Raw genomic sequence first — 18,729 nt, forward strand, 5'->3', positions numbered from 1 at the left:
TGCCGCTCAGCGGTCGGTGACTGCGGCGGACGGAACGCCGCCGACTCCCCAAGCGGTCGCGGGAAACTGGGTGATGTAGGTCCGCACGCTGTCGAGAGGCACTTCGACGATCTCTGACACCACTGTCGCGAGACGCCGGTGCAATTCTTCGATCTGAGCAGGCGTGCGTCCTTCTTTGAGGTCAACTCTCACAAGAGGCAAGGTCGTGCGTCCTCCCTATCCGCGGCGCGAGTCAGCCCGGAGAACGATGTTTCAATCGGGCATTCGATTCGTCGACTTGTTTGGACCGTACGCGCTACCGGAGCCCTCGAACCGACGCGTCCGGAATAGCAGAACGGTGGCGATTGCCAGGAGAACACCATGTGCGTACGGGTTCGGATGAGAGGAACTCGTTTCCTGATCGTTCTAAGTAGATTAGGGTTCTATTACATGCAGAGCCGGCAGGCCGTCGCGACGTCGCGCTGATCAGCCGATACGGACGGCCGCCGCCACCAGTTGAGGACTGACACTGATGTTAGGAACCGTGAATCGCGTGGGATCCGTCTTGGACCTATTCACCCAGGAAGAGCCGGAATGGGGCACCACCCGCCTCGCTCGTCGTCTCGGCTTGGCGAAGTCGCAGGCGCACGAGATCTTGGTCAGCATGACCGCGATCGGACTGCTACAGCGGACTCCCGGGGCCCGCTATCGCCTCGGCTGGCGAACCGTTCGACTCGGCGCGGTGGCGATGCGCAACGAGGGGCTCGCCACTGTAGCCGCCCCGTGGATGCGACGCCTCGTCGGCATTCATCCCGAGCTCTCCGCCCATCTCGCCGTCTGGGATCTCGACCGCGCGATCTTCGTTGGCCGCCAAGTCGGGCGGGAAGTCGACTCTGAAGTCGCGCAGACTTCCGCTGCCGGCAGTGAGGCTCCGATTCACTGCACCAGTCTCGGAAAGGTGCTCGCAGCGGCGCAGAGTGACGCACGCATCGACCAGACGCTGGCGAACGCTTCGCTGGATCGTTTCACCGATGAGACGATCACGGGAATCACGGCGCTCCGCGATGAGCTCGCGCGCGTCCGCGAGCGCGGTTTCGCGACGGATCTCGGCGAGCTCAGCGACCGCATGACCTGCATGGCCGTCCCGATCTCGCACGACGACCAGGTGGTCGCAGCACTCGGCGTCGTACTGCCGCGTCGTGAGTGGCAGCCCGGGGCCGATCGATATCTGAGGACCGTTCGTGAGATGTCGACATCGATCTCCCGGAGCCTCAGGGTCTACAACCGTACCGCGGCCGTACCCGCGTGATCATGTTGGGCGGGCTGCGCTGACCCCGCGGCGTCCACGCGGCGAGCGTGGCGCCGCCGGCCTGACGGTGAGCTACGTCGTGGTCACGGACGCGCGTTCGGCATACGCGAACACCGGCCCCGGAGGTCGGCCGGGGAGTGCCAGCATCGCTCGCAAGCCACAGTGCCGACGTCTGAAGTCGAGCGCGGAGCAGCGGTATACGAGGAGATGCAATGACGCAGATCGCAACGGTTCGTGGACCTATCGATGCGGCTCGACTTGGTAACACTCTCGTGCACGAGCACCTGTTCGTGATGAACACCGAGTACACCGAGAACTATCGGCCGGACTTCGAAGAAGCCGCCATGGAGCACACCGCGGTCGAGCAGCTGACGGCACTCAAGGCGGCCGGCATCGACTCGATCATGGATCTGACGGTCCTGGGTCTAGGGCGTCACATCCCCCGCATCATCAAGGTCGCCGAGCAGGTTGAGATCAACATCCTCGCCTCAACGGGCATCTACTCGTATGACTCCGTCCCTTTTCCGTTCATGCATGTCGGCCCGGGTCGTCTCGTCGACCGTCCCGATCCCCTCGCCGACCACTTCATCCGTGACATCACCGAAGGGATCGCTGGAACGAGCGTGAAGGCGGCCTGTCTCAAGTGCGCGATCGACAAGCCGGGGCTGACGGAAGGCGTCGAACGCATCATGCGTGCGATCGCTCGCGCTCATCTCGTCACCGGCGCACCCATCTCGGTGCACACCGACGTGGGTTCGCGCAACGGCCTCATCGCCCAGCGGGTTCTGGCCGAGGAAGGGGTCGACCTCCGGGATGTCATCGTCGGCCACTCCGGGGACACACAGGATCTCGACCACCTTATGGAGATCGCGGATCAGGGTTCCATCCTCGGCATGGACCGGTTCGGGATGCACACGACGATGACCCACGACCAGCGCGTCGACATCGTCGTCCGCCTCATCGAGCGAGGCTACGTCGATCGCATCGGCCTCTCTCACGACAATTTCTGCTACGCAGATCACTTCCCCGCCGGCGAGCCCCATAACGGCGTGTTCAAGGGCTTGCGCTACACCTACATCAGCGAAGAGGTCCTCCCCTCCCTGCGGGAGCGAGGAATCACCGAAGGCCAGATCCATCAGATGCTCGTCGAGAACCCGCGCCGGCACTTCGAGGACTCCTACCGCCGTGCCGCGGGACGCGACATCGGGAGCGCGACAGCCTGACACAGCCCCGATCGCCGCGCCGTGCGCATAGAGGCGCACGGTCTACGAGTTCGCGATCGCGGACCCTCGATCACTCAGAGAAACGAGGCATCATGCACAGCCAGGCATCGACCTTGAGAACGGTCAGAGTCGCGCTTGCCGCTGCGGTAGTAGCGACAGCGGCCGTCGCTTTGAGCGCATGTAGCGGAGGGGAGGCGGCCAAGCCCAGTCCGGCCGTTTCCGTGAGCTCTTCACCGCTCGCCGAACTTACAGGCTCCAACCCCGATGCCCTCGGTGGAGACCTAACGCTGAAGCTCGGCGCTGTCCTCCCGCTCACCGGCCCCCAGAACTACTACGGCCGCGGTCCGCTACGAGCTGTCGAGCTGGCGATCGCTCAGGTCAGGGCGGCAGGAGGGCCGCAATTCGAGCTGATCACGAAGGATCACAAATCTGGCGACGCGCAAGCGGCCGTACAAGCCACTCGGGAACTCGGACAGGATCGGGTGCCCATGGCGATTTACTCATTCGCGGCTGTCAACGGAGCCGCCTTGCCCGGCATCGAGCAGTACAAGATCCTCTCGCTGGACGGGATCGGCGGAACCGGCAGCTTCGGGCAGGGGAAGCCGTGGTTCTACGGCACGCGATCTCTCGTTCCGGAGGACACCTATGCCGGGGTCGCCGAGTACCTGACCACGAGCTACCCGGATGTGAAGAAGGTGGCGAGCGTGCTCACCGATTACGGTCCCGAGGTCGTAGACGGGCAGGTAGGCGCCATGGAGGACGCCTTGAGTGATGCCGGTATCGAGGTCATCAGCCGCGACATCGCTCCGGCTGGCACGACGGACTTCTCCGCGATCATCTCGAAGATCAACGCCTCGGACGCCGATGCCGTCATCACGGTGCAGTTCGGTGCCGACCCCGGCGCGTTCTACAAGCAGTACCGCGACTCGGGTGCCGACGAGCTGGTGATCGGATCCGACATCAATTCGGACATGATTGCGAACGCCGGCGCGGCCTTGGAGGGCTGGGAATTCGCCTCCGAGTACTTCGACCCGTCCGTCGCACGGAACCCTCTTGGTGAATACTTCGTCGAATCCTATGAGGATGCGTACCCGGACGCAGGCCCGCCGGACTCCTACGCCGCGGGCGCGTACGAGGACGTGTTGGTCTTCTGGCTCCTGGTCCAACGAGTTATCGCCGCGGGCGGCGACCCGAGCGACTCTCAGCAGCTGCTCGACGCGCTCGAGGCCGATCCGGTGTTCCCCACCGTTTACGGCAACGGAGAGACCGGCACGTTCTCCATCAATCTCGACACGCACACCGTCGATTCGCGCTTCCTCGGTCTGTACTCGTACGACGGCTCGAAGGTCGTTCCCATCGCGTCATACAACATCGGCGGGCGCGATTTCACCCTGCAGTAGTCCTCGGAGCGGAGCCGAGTTCCCCGCTCCGCCGTCGATCATGTAAAGGACGATCATGGACCTGGGCACCACCGCTCAGCTCGTTCTCAGCGGCATCATCAGCGGCACGCTCATGGGAGCTCTCGGGTTGGGTCTGGCTCTCATCCTCGGAGTAACGGGGCGCTTCCACTTCGCCTATGGGCTCACCTTCACGGGCGGCGCGTACACGGCGGCGCTGCTCGTGCGCGACCTGGCCGTGCCGCCCTGGCTCGCGCTCGTGGCGGCGAGTGTCGCCGCGGCCGCCATCGGCCTCGCGATCGAACTGTTCATCTACCGTCCGCTCGACCGCGGCGGCGCAAAGAAGTCTCTGCTTCCCGTGTTTGTGAGCTCCCTGGGACTGACGATCATCGGCACCAACCTGATTTCGCTGCTCTGGGCAGGGAGCAGCCCGAGTATCGCGTTTCCTCTCATGGGTGCATCGACGATGCACTTCGGCTCCGTGTATATCACCGCGCTCGACCTCACGGTCACCATGGGGCTGCTCGCGCTGGTCGCTCTGCTCAGCATCATAAGATCCGCGACTCCGTGGGGTCATGCGGTCAGAGCCGTCCAGAGCAATGTCGTGATGGCGCAGACCGTCGGCATCCGACCGTCGCTCGTCGCCGCAGGCGCGTTCGCAGTTGGCTCGGCCATCTCGGGCCTGGTCGGAGCGTTTACAGCCGCAGACCTCGCGGCGAGCCCCACCATGGGCGTTCAGCCGCTCTTTTCGGCATTCATCGTCGCCTTCCTTGCCGGCACGACGTCGCCGCCATGGAAGGTTCTTCTGGCAGGCATCGCACTAGGGCTCCTTCAGACGCTGAGTTCCCTGTGGATACCGACCCAATACACGTCGATCGTCGTATTCGCGGTGCTGTTCGTCTTCTTGGTCGCGCGAGCCATCGCGACGTACCCGTTCGTTCACGCACTGCGGGCAACCCGGCGCGTGCGCTTCGCAGGAGGGAACTGACGTGGACTACTGGCTCGGATACCTCACCCTCACCGTGATCTTCCTCAGCTTCGCCGTGCCGCTGAACATCCTGGCCGGCTACACCGGCGTCTTCAGCGTGGCCAGCACGGGGTTCGGCGCCCTCGGTGGGTATATCGCCGCATACCTCACGTCCCTGGCGGGCTGGGATTTCGGGGCTGTCCTGACACTCGCGCTCGGGGTCGGAGCCGTGGTCGGACTCCTCATCAGCTTTCCCGTCGTGCGTCTACCGGAGGAGTACGTCATCCTCTTGACTCTGGCGTTCTCCGCCCTCATCGTCTCGATCATCACGGCAAGCCCGTTCTTCGGCGGACAACTGGGTTTGATCGGACTTCCGTTGCCAGGGCTGTTCGGATGGCGGCCGTATTCGGCGCTGGAAACTTTCTTGTTCTTCTCTGTGCTCGCCGGTCTCATGGTCGCCGTCTGTTGGCGCCTCGGCGAGTCTCCTTTCGGTCGGCTGCTCCGCGCCATCAAGGGGGATGAACTGGCCACTCGGTCCCTCGGCAAGCAGACCACCATGATCAAGCTCGGGACGTTTGCCGCCATGTCCGCCTTCTCGGCGGTCGGCGGGGTGCTGCTGGTCAGCTATTACTCGGTCGCGTCGCCGACCTTGTTCTCGTTTGACCAGACGATGCTGATCTTCGCGATGGTGATCATCGGAGGACTCGGTTCGATTCCGGGCACCATTCTCGGCACCCTCGTCATCGTGATGAGCGAGCCGGTCCTCATCATGCTCCTGTCCTTCGACCAGCAGGTGGCGGCCATCATCCGCCCGATTCTCTTCGGCATCCTCATCATCCTGGTTCTGCGATTCCGCCCCGGCGGAATCATCCAGCGCCGGCGACAAGGCCTCCCGCCGCACCGCGAGGTGACGGCGATCGTTCCGCTGGGCGAGGGGGAGGTGGCGCGCACACCTCCAGCACTCCTGCTCGTGGTTGAAAGCGTGTACAAACGGTTCGGAGGCGTGAAAGCCGTCAATGATCTCTCCCTCTTGTTGGCTCCCGGAAGGATCACCGCACTGCTAGGACCCAACGGAGCCGGCAAGAGCACGGTCTTCAACCTGGTTACGGGCGCCCTGACACCTGACGCAGGGCAGGTGTTGCTCGACCGCGAACCGTTGACCGGCTCATCTCCCGAGAAGGTGGCCCGCAAGGGGGTCGTTCGATCGTTCCAGGACGTGCGAGTATTCGGCGACCTCTCCGCCTTGGAAAACGTGATGGTGTCCGACCAGCGCAATCCGGGCGAGAACCCGTTCATCACTTTGTTCTTGCCCCGGCGGGTGGCCCGCCACGAGCGGCGAGCACGAGCGCGAGCGATCGGGTGGCTGCAGTTCGTCGGGGTCGAGGACATGCACCGGCCCGCCGACTCCCTCTCCTTTGCGCAACAGAAGCTCGTCGCCATCGCCAGGGTACTCGCGACCGATGCCGAGATTCTGCTGCTCGACGAACCACTTTCCGGCCTGGAAGGACGATCGGCCGAACATATCCTTGAGGTGCTCGAGAGGATCCGCGAGCTGGGGCGAACAGTCTGCATCGTCGAGCACAATGTCGCTGCCGTTCGCCGGCTGGCGGACCACGCCTTCTTCATGGAGCAAGGAACAGTCACGGCTGCGGGGACGGTGGCCGAGCTCCTCGCCGATCCTCGCCTGGAGGAGGCGTACTTTGGCGCGCACTGAATCAGCCGAGCCTGTGCTCGAACTTCGCGGCATCGGACTCGCCTACGGCAGGACACAGGTCGTCTTCGACCTCGACCTCGCGGTCGAGAAGGGACAGATCACCGCTCTGCTCGGCCACAACGGCGCGGGGAAGACAACCACTCTCGCCGGCGCATTCGGTCTCGTGCCGGCGCGCACGGGGACTGTCTCCCTGTCGGGTACACGTATCGACGGCTGGTCCGCCGCGAAGCGTGCACGCGCGGGACTCGCGTTCATCCCGGCCGTCGACTTTGTCTTCGCCGACCTGACCGTGGAGCAGAACCTGCGGCTTTCGGCCTTCGCGGCGAAGTCCGGTACGAGCGAGTCGCATGATCGCCTCGCCGAAGTTCTTCGTCTTTGGCCGATTCTCGAAGAGCGTCGGTCGCAGGTCGCCGGGACCCTGTCCGGTGGTCAGCGACGGATGCTGAGCCTGGCCATCGCCCTCATGACCGACCCGTCGGTACTTCTCCTCGACGAACCGTCACTGGGACTGTCTCCGGTCCTCGTCGACCAGCTGTTCGACGACCTGCGCATTCTGGCGAACGAACGCGGGATCGCTGTGTTGCTCGTGGAGCAGGCTGTGCACAAAGCGCTCAGCGTGGCCGATTACGCGTATGTGATCCGTTCCGGGAGGGTGATCGCGCATGAGCCCGCGGCCATCCTCGCACGCAGCGCCTCGCTGTGGGAGCTGTTCTGACCCCCACCCACCACAACACGAAGGATTCCCATGGACCCGCATCCCCGACCGAACTACTCCGCCCGTGACGACCTCGCTCGCATAGTCTCTGTCGCCCCGACTCAACGACGTCGTGACCTCACGCCCGAGATCGCATCCGGATACTGGCGTGACGTGCACGGGGTATCGATCACTGCCTGTGGGCACCTGAGCGTGTATTTCCAGCACCACCTCGAGAACGACCGGGGGCACCTATGGCCTATCCTTCCCGGGATCTCCAGTCAGATTGAAGACCGGTATCAGCTCGACGGCCTCGCCGAATTCGGCTGGGCATCGGTGGAGGACAGCGCAGCCTTCGGCAGCGTCTTCGCCGAGCGACGGCTCTCCTCCGACGAGCAGAACATTTTCGAGTCGCTGGTCGTTCAGACCTCGGCCGAGGGTCAGAACAAGACGCTCGTGGATTCACTTCCGGACCCCTACGCCCGAGGCACTGAAGGTCACCTACGCGTGTTCCTCGCATTTCGTCGAGCTGAAGGCGTCACACACGAAGCCTTCCGCGTGCACCTTCGCGACCGGTTCCTTCCTCCCCTCGCCGATCTACCCGAGGTCCTCCGCCTTCGCTATACGTTCGTCGACGACTTCATGCTTGGTGACTGGGACTCCCCCAACGTCGACAACGACATTCCCGTCACCGAGCAGTACCAGGCATTCATCGAGGTCGTGGTCCGAGACGCGACCGCGCTGAACCGTGTGTACACCGGTGAGGCATTCGCGGGCGCCGCGGAGGGACTCTCGGCTGCCGTCCGACACGTCAACGCGTACCGGTCGACGGCGACGTACGGGTTCGTCTTCCGAAAAGAACCGACGCTGATCGGCCGCTACGGCGTCACACGTGCTGCGCTCATCGAAGCGACCGGCGCCACGAACATGATCGACTGACCGACCACCCACCCTGGAAAGGACGCTCACACATGGATGTGCGGAATCTCAAGTCAAAAGACCCGATCGTCGAGCATGGCGGCACCTGCCTCTCGTACTTCTTCTACGACAAGGAGGAGCTTCGAGAGCAGACCATGGGCAGCTACCTCGAGTTCGTCGCCGAGTTCGAGCTGAAGGACGGGGCGCGGCTCGAACCGCACTATCACGACTCGGATGAGTTCTACTACATCCTTCGTGGCAGCGCCGTGATGTGGATCGAGGGAGAAAGGCGCGTGCTGGAGCAGGGCGACCTCGTCCACATTCCTCGGAATGCCGTGCACTCGATCTGGCCGAGCGAGGAGGACGGGTCCTTCCGCGCACTGTCCTTCGCGACGAGCTTCATGCTCGAAGGTAGGACAGGACACATTCCGGTGCCCGAGCGCGCGGCCGAACTCGACCGTTGACCCACCCGCGAACGAGAGAACCCCTGATATGACTGCAGTCTCCACCCTCACGGGCACGATCGACAGCTCCGCGCTCGGTCGCGTCCTCGTGCATGAGCACCTCTTCGTCCTGAACGAGGAGTATCGCTACAACTACCGTCCCGACTTCGTCGAAGAGGACATGATCGAAACCGCCGTCGAGCAGCTGGCTGAGCTGAAAGCCGCAGGCATCGACACGATCATGGACCCGACCGTCCTCGGTCTCGGCCGCTTCATCCACCGGATGAAGGCCGTGGCCGACCGCGTGGAGTTGAACATCATCCCCGCGACGGGGATCTACACCTACCGCGACGTACCCTTCCCCTTCACCTACGTGGGCCCCGGCCTCGGCTACGACGTTGACCGTGCACCGGGGCAGCCAGCCGACTTCATGGTCGACCACTTCGTAAACGACCTCACTGTAGGTATCGCGGGGACGGATATCAGGGCCTCATTTCTGAAGTGCGCCATCGACACCCATGGACTCACGCCGGACATCGAACGCATCCTCCGCGCGGTGGCGCAGGCACACCTCGCAACGGGAGCACCCGTCACGGTGCACACGGACTCCCACTCGCGTAGCGGCCTGCTGGCTCAGGACGTCCTGGAGGCGGAGGGGGTCGACCTCCCACGCGTCATCATCGGACATTCCGGTGACACCAAGGATGTCGACTATCTGCGGGCCGTGGCAGATCGGGGATCCATCCTCGGCATGGACCGCTTCGGCCACGGCGGTGAGGAGTTCGGCGGGTTCACCTTTGGTGATCGAATCAACACGATCGTCGCCCTCGTCGAGGAGGGATACTCGGACCGCATCACGCTCTCTCACGACAACTTCGTTTTCGCCGACTTCTACCCGCCGGGCGAACCACGCAACCGCCTGGAGAAGGACCTCACGTTCCTTGTCGTCTCTCAGCAGGCTGTTCCCGCGCTTCTCGACCGCGGAGTGACGCAGGCCCAGGTCGACGAAATGCTCATCCATAATCCGCGTCGCTACTTCGAGCGATGACTCTCCACCTGCGCCCCGCTGCGAGGAAGTGCGAACCGTGAGTGATTTCCGCCTCTTGGCTTCCTACTGGACGATCGCCGGCGACGCGGTGCCGCTGCGTCCCGGCCTTTCCGAAGTGAGTCCCTTCCCGTTGTATGACCGCATCGAGGCGGCCAGCGCGGCGGGTTTCGTCGGTATGGGTTTCTCCTTCCAGGACCTCGAAGCCTCGCTAGAGCGCTACGGGCTGAAGAACATCGCCGAGCGCCTGGACGCGAGCGGGATCGTGGACGTCGAGGTCGAGATGCTCGGCGACTGGTTCGCCGACGGCGACGCTCGCATCGAATCGGACCGCGTCCGGGATGTCCTGCTCGACGCGGCTGAAGCCTTCGGAGCGCGCCATCTGAAATGCGGGGGTCCGCCGCATCCGGTCGACGACGCGCAGCTCGCTGAGAGATTCGCCGAACTGTGTGACGTCGCTGCCGCCACCGGCCTCAACGTCGCGATCGAACCCATGCCGTTCACCACGGTTGCCACGCCGGCGGACGGACTGGCCTTGGTGAACGCCGCCGGGCGCGCGAACGGGGGACTGTGCATCGACATCTGGCACGTCGCACGCTCGGGCACGCCGTACGGGGACGTCGCGCGCCTTCCGGCAGACCGCGTGTTCGCGGTGGAGCTCAATGACGCGGCCCGAGACCCGGTCGGAGACCTTCTCGATGACACCCTCGATCGTCGACTGCCGTGCGGCCAGGGCGACCTCGACGTGCGTGCCTTCGTGGAGGCGGTCCGTCGAGCGGGGTTCCAGGGTCCCTTCGGTGTCGAGATCATCTCGTCGGCGCACCGCACCCTCCCCCTGGATGAGGCGGCGCGCCTTGCGTTCGAGACCACCGCTCACGTGATTCGGAAATCGAATGGAGAGTGACGAAACGAAGGGCGGTCCGGCTGACCCGGACCGCCCTTCGTTCTCATGCCGCGTTCAGTCCCCCTGCGAATTGCGGAATGATTCGGGCGCAGGATTTCCCTCGACCTCGCGCGCATCGAAGTACTCCCGCCAGTTGATCAGCAAGCCGTCGTCCGTGAGTTCCATGACGCCCGCAAGCGGAACGTCGACTTTGCGTCCATCGTGGAATGTGACGTGTTCGATGCGCTCGGTATAAACAAAGTTGCCTCTCGAGGCGATGCGAAGAGTTTCGATGTCGAGATCGAGCGTCGTGAAGCAGTACGCGATGAAGTCGCGGATCTCCTTCTCCCCGCGTCGAGGCTCATACGGCATGTCCGTGTAGACGCAGTCGGGATGGAAGTACGGCATGAGCAGGTCGACATCCGACTTCACCCAGAGGTCGAGAAACTCGACCATCTTCTTCTCGTTCGCATTTTGAGGCACAGCGGCCATGGTGTCCCCTCGTTCGGTACGGCGATGATGTTTGCGACGAATCCGAGTACGGTTCGCTTCAGCCCATCGTGCGATCGGCGAAGATGCCGCGCGCGCGATGTTCGTCAGTACCGAACGGGGGCGTTCACCCGCCAGCATCATCCGGGCGAGGGTAGCCTTCCGCGACGTGGGCGTAACCGGAGATCTTCCAGTCTCCGGCCTCGTTCAGGAGGTAGTAGATGACCCTGCCACCCTCGATGAATGCCCCATCTGTGGTGCGCCGCTCAAAGTCCGCCAGGATTGACGCTGTCCGTTCGGTGAGGAGGGTGATCCGCGTACGGAGCACTCGAGAGGTGCCAGCCCAACCCAACTCGGAGATGCGATCGATCTGATCCTGGAAGTGAGCGGCCATTTCGGCGCTCGACGCGAAGATGCTTTGGCCAGGACGGCCGTCGACGACGTGGAGGTCGAAGCAGGGTGTGTACACATGCTCGGCGGTTCGAGACGCGTCGCGAGAGTTGAATGCCGCAACGTAGGAGACGAAGAACTTCTCCAAGTTCTCGACGGTTGCACGCTGGTCCGAGGTCATCATTGCTCCCATGATCACCGTCGAAGATAGGACCTCGACGAACGTGCGCCGCATGCTGTCCGAAATGGATGAACGGCATGGCGCGTGATGCGGGCGGCGTGCTGTGGACGCCACGTGCGGGCCGGCAGGGTAAAACGAGAACCCGCGGACATCCTGTCGACGACGTTCGAAAAGTAGGCCATTGCGACGACCGCTGGAAGGCAAGCCGTCGCTATGGCCTCGTTTTCAACCGTCGCCGACAAATCCGCGGGCTCTCGAGGTTCACTGTCTCAACACAGTGCGCGCCCGAAGGGACTCGAACCCCTAACCCTCTGATCCGTAGACAAGCAGTGCCAGCCGTTGAGCCCTCTGAACTACTCGGTGTCATGTGTCAGAAATGGGCTCTCGGCGGACCGTCTGGTCACGATCGACGTTCTTGGCGAAGCTATTCTCCGACTGCGGGTGGAGCCGCGAAAGGGGGTAGGCAACCGCTCGGTCCTCGTACGCCAACCTCTACTCCGCGACGAGAACATCGAAGTTGAACGCCTGACCGAGGCTTCTGGGCCCCGAGCAGAGGTGGATGCGCGTAGGGTGCACCCCGGCCTCGGCCTCCGCCCGTGCGGCAGTGGTTCGTACGAATCGAACACGGTGCGCCACTCGGCATAGATCTCGTGAAGGTCGCCGCGGTAGATCAGCGGGTCCCGGACGACCTCGCCCGCGGCCGACGCTTTCGGCGGCGCGTCCAGCCCGCTCGAGAGACCCAGAGCGGGCCGGACGAGCCGCTGACGCTCAGAGCGCCGCGCGCAAGCCCTCGTCCAGGGGCGTCGTAGGGCGACCGAGCAGGAGCGAGAGCGTGCCGTCGGTCTCGGCGAGTGCGCCGTCACGGATGTTCGCGTCCAGCGCCGTGACGAAGCCGACCGTGCTGGCGTCGAGCCCGGCGGTCTCGAGTGCGGCGGTGTGCTGCGCGGTCGTGAGCGGCATGTAGCGAACCTCTCGGCCCGTCAGGTCTGAGGTCACGGCGGCGAGCTCGTCGAAGCTCCACGCGGCGTCCCCACCGAGCTCGTAGACCTGGCCGATGTGCCTGTCCTCGGTGAGCGCGACAGCCGCGGCCACGGCGTAGTCGATGCGGCTCGCAGAGGCGACGCGGCCCTCGCCGACGCTCGCGGCGATGACGCCGGTCTCCCTCGCGCGTGCCACGACGGCGACGTAGTTCTCCGTGTACAAGTTGTTGCGAAGGATCACCGCGGGGATGCCGGACGCCGCGATGGCCTCCTCGGTCGCCTTGTGCTCGGGTGCGAGTACGAGGTTGCTCGTCGCCGCATTCGACGCGCTCGTGTAGACGAGCTTCGCGACGCCTGCGACACGAGCTGCACCGATGACGACCTGGTGCTGCGCCGCGCGCTTGCCGACCTCACTGCCCGAGATGAGCAACATGGCGTCGACGCCATCGACGGCCGCCGCAACAGTCTCGGGAGCGTCGTAATCGAGTGCCACGACCTGCACGCCGCGGTCGGCCAGGTCAGCGGCTTTGGCGACGTCGCGCGCGCCCGCGCGGACGGCCGATGGCTCGACACCGCGAGCGAGGAGACTGTCGACGACGAGGCGACCGAGCTGGCCCGCGGCACCGGTAATGAGGATGGTCATGAGGAGTCCTTTCTCAGGGGTCCTCCACGACAACGGGGCATCTCCCGTTTACCTTCCGTAAGATCGGTACCCACTTTTGGGTAAGGTACTGACATGATGGTTAGTTCCGCGCAGAATCGCGCGCCTCGGGACGGTGTCTTCGGGGAGGGCTGCGGCACGCGCGTCGTCCTCGACCACATCATGAGCAGGTGGGGCGTGCTCGTGCTCTGCGCGCTTTCTGACGGAACGCTGCGGTGGAGCGAGCTGCGCCGACAGGTCGACGGCATCAGCGAGAAGATGCTCGCGTCGACGCTGCGCACCCTCGCCTCTGACGGACTCGTGCACCGGGACTCGTTGCCGAGCGTTCCGCCACACGTGGAGTACAGCCTCACACCGCTCGGCCGCGACCTCATGGAGCAGATGCTCCCGCTCGTCGCGTGGATTGCCGACCACGCCGACGCGATGGTCGGGAGTTCGTCGGCCCGTTGACCACGGACTTGAGCGCGTTCCAGTCACGCCGGGCGCCACGAACGATCGGCGGGAAACCTCGCCGTGGGCCGTGACGAGGTGAGCGTACCGGCGGGTGACTGCTGTGCCTCCAGTCGAGAACGTACTTCTGCCATGGCTCGGAAGGCATCGGCAGTTCAAGTCCACATGCCTTTTTGGATCTCCTACTCAGCCGAATACGTTCGTCAGGGTTGTCCTCCGAACGCTGCGGAATCGATCGGAGCCGGTTGATCGGAGGCGGTGACGATCGGCGTCAGACGGTCGTCAGTTGCTGCTTGGACAATCGCAGCCACGTCTCGACGACGGTGTCGGGATTCAACGACATCGATTCGATGCCCTGTTCGACCAGCCATTCTGCGAGGTCGGGGTGATCGCTGGGACCCTGGCCGCAGATGCCGACGTATTTGCCGGCGCGGGCGCAGGCGTCGATGGCCAGTGAAAGCATCTTGAGCACTGCTGGGTCTCGCTCGTCGAACGTCGCCGCAACCAGCGCGGAGTCGCGGTCGAGTCCGAGCGTGAGCTGCGTCATGTCGTTGGACCCGATGGAGAACCCGTCGAAGTACTCCAGGAATTCGTCAGCGAGCACCGCGTTTGAGGGCAATTCGCACATCATGATCACGCGCAGCCCGTTCTCACCACGCCGGAGTCCGTTCTCGGCGAGCAGGTCGATCACCGCAGCCGCTTCGCTTAGCGTGCGGACGAAGGGCACCATGATGGCGATGTTGGTCAGTCCCATCTCGTCGCGCACGTATCGCAACGCCTCGCATTCCATGTCGAAGCAGGCGCGGAAGTCGTCCGAGATGTACCGGGATGCCCCGCGATAGCCGATCATCGGATTCTCCTCATGCGGTTCGTACAGCTCGCCGCCGAGGAGGTTGGCATACTCGTTTGATTTGAAGTCGGAGAGGCGGACGATGACGGGCTCGGGCGCGAACGCGGCGCCGAGCATCGAGATTCCCTCGGCGACGCGTCGCACGAAGTACTCGCGCGGCGAGGCATAAGCGCTGATGCGCTCGGCGATCTCATCGCGCAGCGGAGCGGGGAGGCTTTCGTGTTCGAGAAGCGCCCGGGGGTGGATGCCGATCTGCCGGTTGATGACGAATTCCAGTCGCGCCAGTCCGACGCCCCGATTGGGCAACTTCGAGAATGAGAACGCTTGATCTGGGGTGCCGACATTCAGCATGATCTTCACGGGGCTTTCCGGCATGGCGTCCAGTTCGGTGATCGCCTCGGTGAAGTTCAGGATCCCCTGGTAGACGAGCCCGGTGTCACCTTCCGCGCAGGAGACCGTCACCTCCTGCCCATCGGTGAGGGCGCGTGTCGCCTCGACGGCGCCCACAACGGCGGGAATGCCCAGTTCACGCGCGATGATCGCCGCATGGCAGGTCCGGCCGCCGCGGTTGGTCACGATCGCCGATGCAAGCTTCATGATCGGCTCCCAGTCGGGATCGGTCATGTCAGCGACGAGCACCTCGCCCTTGCGGAATTGATCCATCTGCTCGATCGAGGTCATCACCCGTACCGGTCCGGCGCCAATCTTCTGGCCGATCGCTCGCCCATCCACGATCGGAACACCCGCCTCTTCGAGCACGAACCGGCGCATGACATTTCCCTCGGCACGGGAGACGACGGTCTCCGGACGCGCCTGCAGGATATACAACTCCCCATCGACGCCGTCTTTTCCCCACTCGACGTCCATCGGACGCCCGTAGTGCTCCTCGATGACGAGGGCCTGCCGCGCGAGTTCCTCGACTTCGGCGTCTGAGATGCTCAACCGCGCGCGCTCTCGCGGAGCGACATCGGTGAACACGGTGCTCCCCCCGACATGACGGCCGTGGGCGTACACCATCTTCACGGCCTTCTCGCCTACGGATCGCTTGAGAATCGCGGGGCGGCCAGCGCGCAGCGCCGGCTTGTAGACGTAGAACTCGTCCGGATTCACCGCGCCCTGCACCACCGCTTCGCCGAGACCATAGGAGCTGGTGACGAAGACTGCCCGGTCGAAGCCCGACTCGGTATCCACAGTGAAGAGCACACCGGAGGCTCCGATGTCTGATCGGACCATGCGCTGAACTCCAGCCGAGAGCGCGACGTCGTCGTGATCGAACCCGTGATGCACCCGATAGGCGATGGCGCGGTCGTTGTACAGCGATGCGAAGACATGGCGGATAGCGAGGAGGATGTTCTCGATCCCGCTGATGTTCAGGAAGGTCTCCTGCTGGCCAGCGAAGGAGGCATCCGGAAGGTCCTCGGCGGTCGCGCTCGAGCGCACCGCCCATGACACGAACTCCGGTTCCGCATCACCGGCGACCTGCCGCGCATAGGCACGCCGGATGTCCTGCTCGAACGCTGCAGGGAATGGCTGCGCCAGAATCCACTCCCGCATCGCAGCCCCGACCCGGGACAGCTCGGCGACATCCGCCACATCGACGCCCTCGACAGCGTGACGGATCCGATCGTGAAGGCCGTTCGCCGCCAGAAACTCACGATACGCGTCGGCGGTCGTCGCGAAGCCACCAGGCACCCTCACACCTGCGTCCGACAGATGGGAGACCATCTCCCCCAGGGAGGCATTCTTCCCGCCGACCTGCGCCACATCGGCCATGCCGACCTCGCTGTACAAGAGAATGTTCGTCATGGGGGACTCCTGATCGCTGATCATGTGGGTGAGAGGGATGCGTACCGCGCCGGGTCAGCTGCGGAGGTGCATGGACTGCATGATGACCGCTGACATCTCCTCGACCGATTTCGTGGACGAGTTGAGGAAGCGCACGCCGTTGCGCCGGTACAGGTCTTCGGCTCGACGGAGCTCGAGCGTGCATTGGGCAAGACTCGAGTACGCAGAATTGGGACGGCGCTCGTGCCTCACTTGGCTCAACCTCAGTGGCGTCGTGGTCAGCCCGAAGCACTTGGACGCGTGGGCGTTCACGGTTCGCGGGAGGTCCTCGGTCGGGAAGTCGTCGTCTGTGAGCGGGTAGTTGGCCACGAGAAGCCCGTACTGCAGAGCCAGGTACATCGTGGTCGGTGTCTTCCCGCATCGGGACGGAGCGATGATGATCACGTCAGCGGTGTCCAACCCACGTCTGCTCTGACCGTCGTCGTGTTCGATCGCGTACTCGACGGCCCGCATGCGAGCGAAGTAGCGCTCGATATCCCCCACCCCGTGAAACTGACCCAACTGCTCCGACCTGGTCGTCCCCAGGGCGTCCTCCAGCTCGGTGAGGTGTCCGCTCAACAGGTCGATCACGACCGCGCCAGGCACCTGGAGCTGCCCCAGGATCGCGACGGACTTCACTGTGGCGAAGACGATCGGCTGCCCCCCCGCCCCGATGACTTCCTGGATGTCCCGGGCAATGGCACGGGCCCCGTCGACCGTGTCGATGAAAGGAATCGTCTGCCGGGCGATGGGCACACCCGGAAAATTCGCCAGCAGCGCGCTCCCCAGAGTCTCCGCGGTAATGCCCGTACTGTCGGATACAAAGAACGCCGCTCGCGCCGAAGGTGGTTCGGTCTCGCTGGAGGCGGCGAACAAGCCGGTCGTGATTGAGTTCATGGTGTCGGTCTCGGGGTTGTCTTGAATAGGTCGATCCAACCTATGTCGAACTCCCCAACTCTTACCGAGGTTTACAGCGCAGAATTTGATCGAAATTGACGGTCTGATAACCCGCCTCAGTTTGGAGCCCGACGGCATCGGTCTTCATCGCGCCGAGGCGGCGTATGCCCAGTCCGCAGGCGGCTTAGGACGGGGCCGGAACGCTTCGCGGTGTAACGACCCGCTCCCGCACTCGACCAGTGAGGCGTCCCGCCGACGGAGCAGCAACGCAAAGGCCCGTCCGCATCGTTTAAGAAGCTTGTGCCTTGTCAATCAGCCCAGCAACTCGTCGAACCGGGCCAAGACGTCCTGGATCGCCGGGTCTATGTCCTCGTACGGAGGGATAACCGTCGACTCCGCGAGCGCTTCCTCTGTGATGAGATCAGGCAGGGTCGCACCCTCGATCTGCGGGATGTATCCAGCGGCAGCCAGGGCCGCCTGGCCGTTCTCGCTGATCAGCCAGCTCAGGAAAGCTTTGGCCGCGTCGGGATTGGGCGCGCCGGCGAGCAGAACTGCCGCATTCATGCTCTGCGTCGGCGGAACGTCCGTCCAGCCGACGGGAGACCCCGCTGCGGCCGCGTTCGTAACGAAGCCCGTGCCCCAGAATCCCAGCCCGGACTCGCCGCTCCCCATCGACTGACCGACCGCGGGGCCGCCGTCGACGATGCGTGGGTCCAGCGCGGCAAGGTCGTCCAGCCAGGACTCGTCAATCACGCCCGCATCCAGGAGTGCGGCGATCGAGATGGAGCTGAGCGACAGCTGCCGCGGATCAGGCATCACGAGTTGGCCTCGCCACTTCGAATCGATGACGTCGTCCCAGGATGTCGGAAGGTCCGCCTCGTCGAGCGTGTCCGAGTTGTATGCGATGCCGAAGCCCGAGCTGAAGGGCGCGAACCACCCCTGCTCCTCATTCACGGCGTCCGCGGCCAGTAGGGATGCCCCCTCGGGCAGGAAGGGCTCGAACCAGTCCGCCGTGTCCTCACTTCCCCACGGGCCGAACGCCGATGTCGTCGTGGTGATGACAATATCCGCGACCTGCTGGCCGCTGGTCACCTCGCTGCGCACACGTGTACCGAGTTCCTGGCCGACGAGACGTACCGGATTGATCTCAATGTCCGGGTGCTCCATATTGAAAGCCGCGTACACGTCGGTCAGCTCGCCTGCCGCCGGAGAGTAGAGCGTCACCTGGCCGCTCGCCGGCCCCGCTGCCGACTCCCGGCTGCCTTCGGCAGGAACTGATTGCGCGGATGAACCGCAGCCGGCGAGGACAAGAGCAAGCGCCGCGGTGCTGGCTGCGATGTGGGGTCTGCTCAATCGACGTGCCATGTCATCTCCTTCGACAGCGGGGGCGGTTATGTCCCCCCCGGACACCTGGTAGCGAGAGCCTAGGACCTGC

At 64.3% G+C, this 18,729-nt stretch carries 18 protein-coding genes; 11 read left to right on the top strand and 7 right to left on the bottom strand.

Features of this window, described 5'->3' with window-relative positions; genetic code table 11:
• Positions 1 to 6 precede the first annotated feature (6 nt).
• The gene (locus EIO58_RS19585; protein ID WP_164861450.1) at positions 7 to 192 is read right to left on the bottom strand and encodes a tautomerase family protein; all 186 of its coding nucleotides are present in this window, start codon (positions 190 to 192) and stop codon (positions 7 to 9) included.
• A 319-nt stretch (positions 193 to 511) separates the two neighbouring features.
• Between EIO58_RS19585 and EIO58_RS00750 the strand changes: the two genes are divergently transcribed.
• The 10 genes from EIO58_RS00750 (at position 512) to EIO58_RS00795 (ending at position 10,593) form a co-directional block, all read left to right on the top strand.
• Positions 512 to 1,288, top strand: a complete 777-nt coding sequence (locus EIO58_RS00750) for an IclR family transcriptional regulator (RefSeq protein WP_127817787.1) — start codon at positions 512 to 514, stop codon at positions 1,286 to 1,288.
• A 212-nt stretch (positions 1,289 to 1,500) separates the two neighbouring features.
• Positions 1,501 to 2,511 (top strand): phosphotriesterase family protein, encoded by a 1,011-nt coding sequence (locus EIO58_RS00755; RefSeq protein WP_127817788.1) that lies wholly within the window; start codon positions 1,501 to 1,503, stop codon positions 2,509 to 2,511.
• A 92-nt stretch (positions 2,512 to 2,603) separates the two neighbouring features.
• Positions 2,604 to 3,911, top strand: a complete 1,308-nt coding sequence (locus tag EIO58_RS00760; RefSeq protein WP_127817789.1) for an ABC transporter substrate-binding protein — start codon at positions 2,604 to 2,606, stop codon at positions 3,909 to 3,911.
• A 55-nt stretch (positions 3,912 to 3,966) separates the two neighbouring features.
• Positions 3,967 to 4,896, top strand: coding sequence for a branched-chain amino acid ABC transporter permease (locus tag EIO58_RS00765; RefSeq protein WP_127817790.1), 930 nt, complete (start codon positions 3,967 to 3,969; stop codon positions 4,894 to 4,896).
• 1 nt (position 4,897) lies between these two features.
• Positions 4,898 to 6,589, top strand: a complete 1,692-nt coding sequence (locus EIO58_RS00770; RefSeq protein WP_127817791.1) for a branched-chain amino acid ABC transporter ATP-binding protein/permease — start codon at positions 4,898 to 4,900, stop codon at positions 6,587 to 6,589.
• Positions 6,576 to 7,304, top strand: coding sequence for an ABC transporter ATP-binding protein (locus EIO58_RS00775; protein ID WP_205789055.1), 729 nt, complete (start codon positions 6,576 to 6,578; stop codon positions 7,302 to 7,304). The genes EIO58_RS00770 and EIO58_RS00775 overlap by 14 nt, the downstream gene beginning before the upstream one ends.
• 30 nt (positions 7,305 to 7,334) lie before the next feature.
• Positions 7,335 to 8,222 (top strand): hypothetical protein, encoded by an 888-nt coding sequence (locus EIO58_RS00780; protein WP_127817793.1) that lies wholly within the window; start codon positions 7,335 to 7,337, stop codon positions 8,220 to 8,222.
• A 32-nt stretch (positions 8,223 to 8,254) separates the two neighbouring features.
• Positions 8,255 to 8,665, top strand: a complete 411-nt coding sequence (locus tag EIO58_RS00785) for a cupin domain-containing protein (RefSeq protein WP_127817794.1) — start codon at positions 8,255 to 8,257, stop codon at positions 8,663 to 8,665.
• Between the two features lie 28 nt (positions 8,666 to 8,693).
• A complete protein-coding gene (locus EIO58_RS00790) occupies positions 8,694 to 9,692 on the top strand; it encodes a phosphotriesterase family protein (RefSeq protein ID WP_127817795.1) in 999 nt (332 codons plus the stop codon).
• A gap of 88 nt (positions 9,693 to 9,780) precedes the next feature.
• A complete protein-coding gene (locus tag EIO58_RS00795; RefSeq protein ID WP_205789057.1) occupies positions 9,781 to 10,593 on the top strand; it encodes a sugar phosphate isomerase/epimerase family protein in 813 nt (270 codons plus the stop codon).
• 54 nt (positions 10,594 to 10,647) lie between these two features.
• Here the strand turns inward: EIO58_RS00795 and EIO58_RS00800 are convergent, their stop codons facing one another.
• The 3 genes from EIO58_RS00800 to EIO58_RS00810 all read right to left on the bottom strand — a co-directional run bounded on the left by EIO58_RS00800 (position 10,648) and on the right by EIO58_RS00810 (position 13,255).
• Entirely contained in the window at positions 10,648 to 11,205 is a 558-nt protein-coding gene (locus tag EIO58_RS00800) for a nuclear transport factor 2 family protein (protein WP_127817797.1), read from the bottom strand.
• A complete protein-coding gene (locus tag EIO58_RS00805) occupies positions 11,189 to 11,686 on the bottom strand; it encodes a hypothetical protein (RefSeq protein ID WP_127817798.1) in 498 nt (165 codons plus the stop codon). Before EIO58_RS00805 ends, EIO58_RS00800 begins: the two co-directional genes overlap by 17 nt.
• A 714-nt stretch (positions 11,687 to 12,400) precedes the next feature.
• Complete coding sequence (locus EIO58_RS00810) at positions 12,401 to 13,255, bottom strand: SDR family oxidoreductase (protein ID WP_127817799.1); 855 nt, start codon at positions 13,253 to 13,255, stop codon at positions 12,401 to 12,403.
• Positions 13,256 to 13,348: 93 nt separating this feature from the next.
• Here EIO58_RS00810 and EIO58_RS00815 point away from each other — a divergent pair, with 93 nt between their 5' ends.
• Complete coding sequence (locus EIO58_RS00815; RefSeq protein WP_127817800.1) at positions 13,349 to 13,723, top strand: winged helix-turn-helix transcriptional regulator; 375 nt, start codon at positions 13,349 to 13,351, stop codon at positions 13,721 to 13,723.
• 271 nt (positions 13,724 to 13,994) lie between these two features.
• Here EIO58_RS00815 and ppsA read toward each other — a convergent pair whose 3' ends face one another.
• From ppsA to EIO58_RS00830, 3 genes are all read right to left on the bottom strand, one after another.
• Positions 13,995 to 16,379 (bottom strand): phosphoenolpyruvate synthase, encoded by a 2,385-nt coding sequence (gene ppsA, locus EIO58_RS00820; protein WP_127817801.1) that lies wholly within the window; start codon positions 16,377 to 16,379, stop codon positions 13,995 to 13,997.
• Between the two features lie 54 nt (positions 16,380 to 16,433).
• Positions 16,434 to 17,294, bottom strand: coding sequence for a pyruvate, water dikinase regulatory protein (locus EIO58_RS00825; protein WP_127817802.1), 861 nt, complete (start codon positions 17,292 to 17,294; stop codon positions 16,434 to 16,436).
• Between the two features lie 312 nt (positions 17,295 to 17,606).
• The gene (locus tag EIO58_RS00830; RefSeq protein ID WP_127817803.1) at positions 17,607 to 18,659 is read right to left on the bottom strand and encodes an ABC transporter substrate-binding protein; all 1,053 of its coding nucleotides are present in this window, start codon (positions 18,657 to 18,659) and stop codon (positions 17,607 to 17,609) included.
• Positions 18,660 to 18,729: the final 70 nt, after the last annotated feature.

It is taken from the genome of Microbacterium sp. CPCC 204701, from assembly GCF_004010105.1.
GTDB lineage: Bacteria > Actinomycetota > Actinomycetes > Actinomycetales > Microbacteriaceae > Microbacterium.

What these genes read in the sequence shown, in the direction of transcription:
- EIO58_RS00750 (WP_127817787.1), top strand. Translation starts at nt 512, where the DNA reads ATGTTAGGAACCGTGAATCGCGTGGGATCCGTCTTGGACCTATTCACC.
- EIO58_RS00755 (WP_127817788.1), top strand. Translation starts at nt 1,501, where the DNA reads ATGACGCAGATCGCAACGGTTCGTGGACCTATCGATGCGGCTCGACTT.
- EIO58_RS00760 (WP_127817789.1), top strand. Translation starts at nt 2,604, where the DNA reads ATGCACAGCCAGGCATCGACCTTGAGAACGGTCAGAGTCGCGCTTGCC.
- EIO58_RS00765 (WP_127817790.1), top strand. Translation starts at nt 3,967, where the DNA reads ATGGACCTGGGCACCACCGCTCAGCTCGTTCTCAGCGGCATCATCAGC.
- EIO58_RS00780 (WP_127817793.1), top strand. Translation starts at nt 7,335, where the DNA reads ATGGACCCGCATCCCCGACCGAACTACTCCGCCCGTGACGACCTCGCT.
- EIO58_RS00785 (WP_127817794.1), top strand. Translation starts at nt 8,255, where the DNA reads ATGGATGTGCGGAATCTCAAGTCAAAAGACCCGATCGTCGAGCATGGC.
- EIO58_RS00790 (WP_127817795.1), top strand. Translation starts at nt 8,694, where the DNA reads ATGACTGCAGTCTCCACCCTCACGGGCACGATCGACAGCTCCGCGCTC.
- EIO58_RS00800 (WP_127817797.1), bottom strand. Translation starts at nt 11,205, where the DNA reads ATGATGCTGGCGGGTGAACGCCCCCGTTCGGTACTGACGAACATCGCG.
- EIO58_RS00805 (WP_127817798.1), bottom strand. Translation starts at nt 11,686, where the DNA reads ATGCGGCGCACGTTCGTCGAGGTCCTATCTTCGACGGTGATCATGGGA.
- EIO58_RS00810 (WP_127817799.1), bottom strand. Translation starts at nt 13,255, where the DNA reads ATGACCATCCTCATTACCGGTGCCGCGGGCCAGCTCGGTCGCCTCGTC.
- EIO58_RS00815 (WP_127817800.1), top strand. Translation starts at nt 13,349, where the DNA reads ATGATGGTTAGTTCCGCGCAGAATCGCGCGCCTCGGGACGGTGTCTTC.
- ppsA (WP_127817801.1), bottom strand. Translation starts at nt 16,379, where the DNA reads ATGACGAACATTCTCTTGTACAGCGAGGTCGGCATGGCCGATGTGGCG.
- EIO58_RS00825 (WP_127817802.1), bottom strand. Translation starts at nt 17,294, where the DNA reads ATGAACTCAATCACGACCGGCTTGTTCGCCGCCTCCAGCGAGACCGAA.
- EIO58_RS00830 (WP_127817803.1), bottom strand. Translation starts at nt 18,659, where the DNA reads ATGGCACGTCGATTGAGCAGACCCCACATCGCAGCCAGCACCGCGGCG.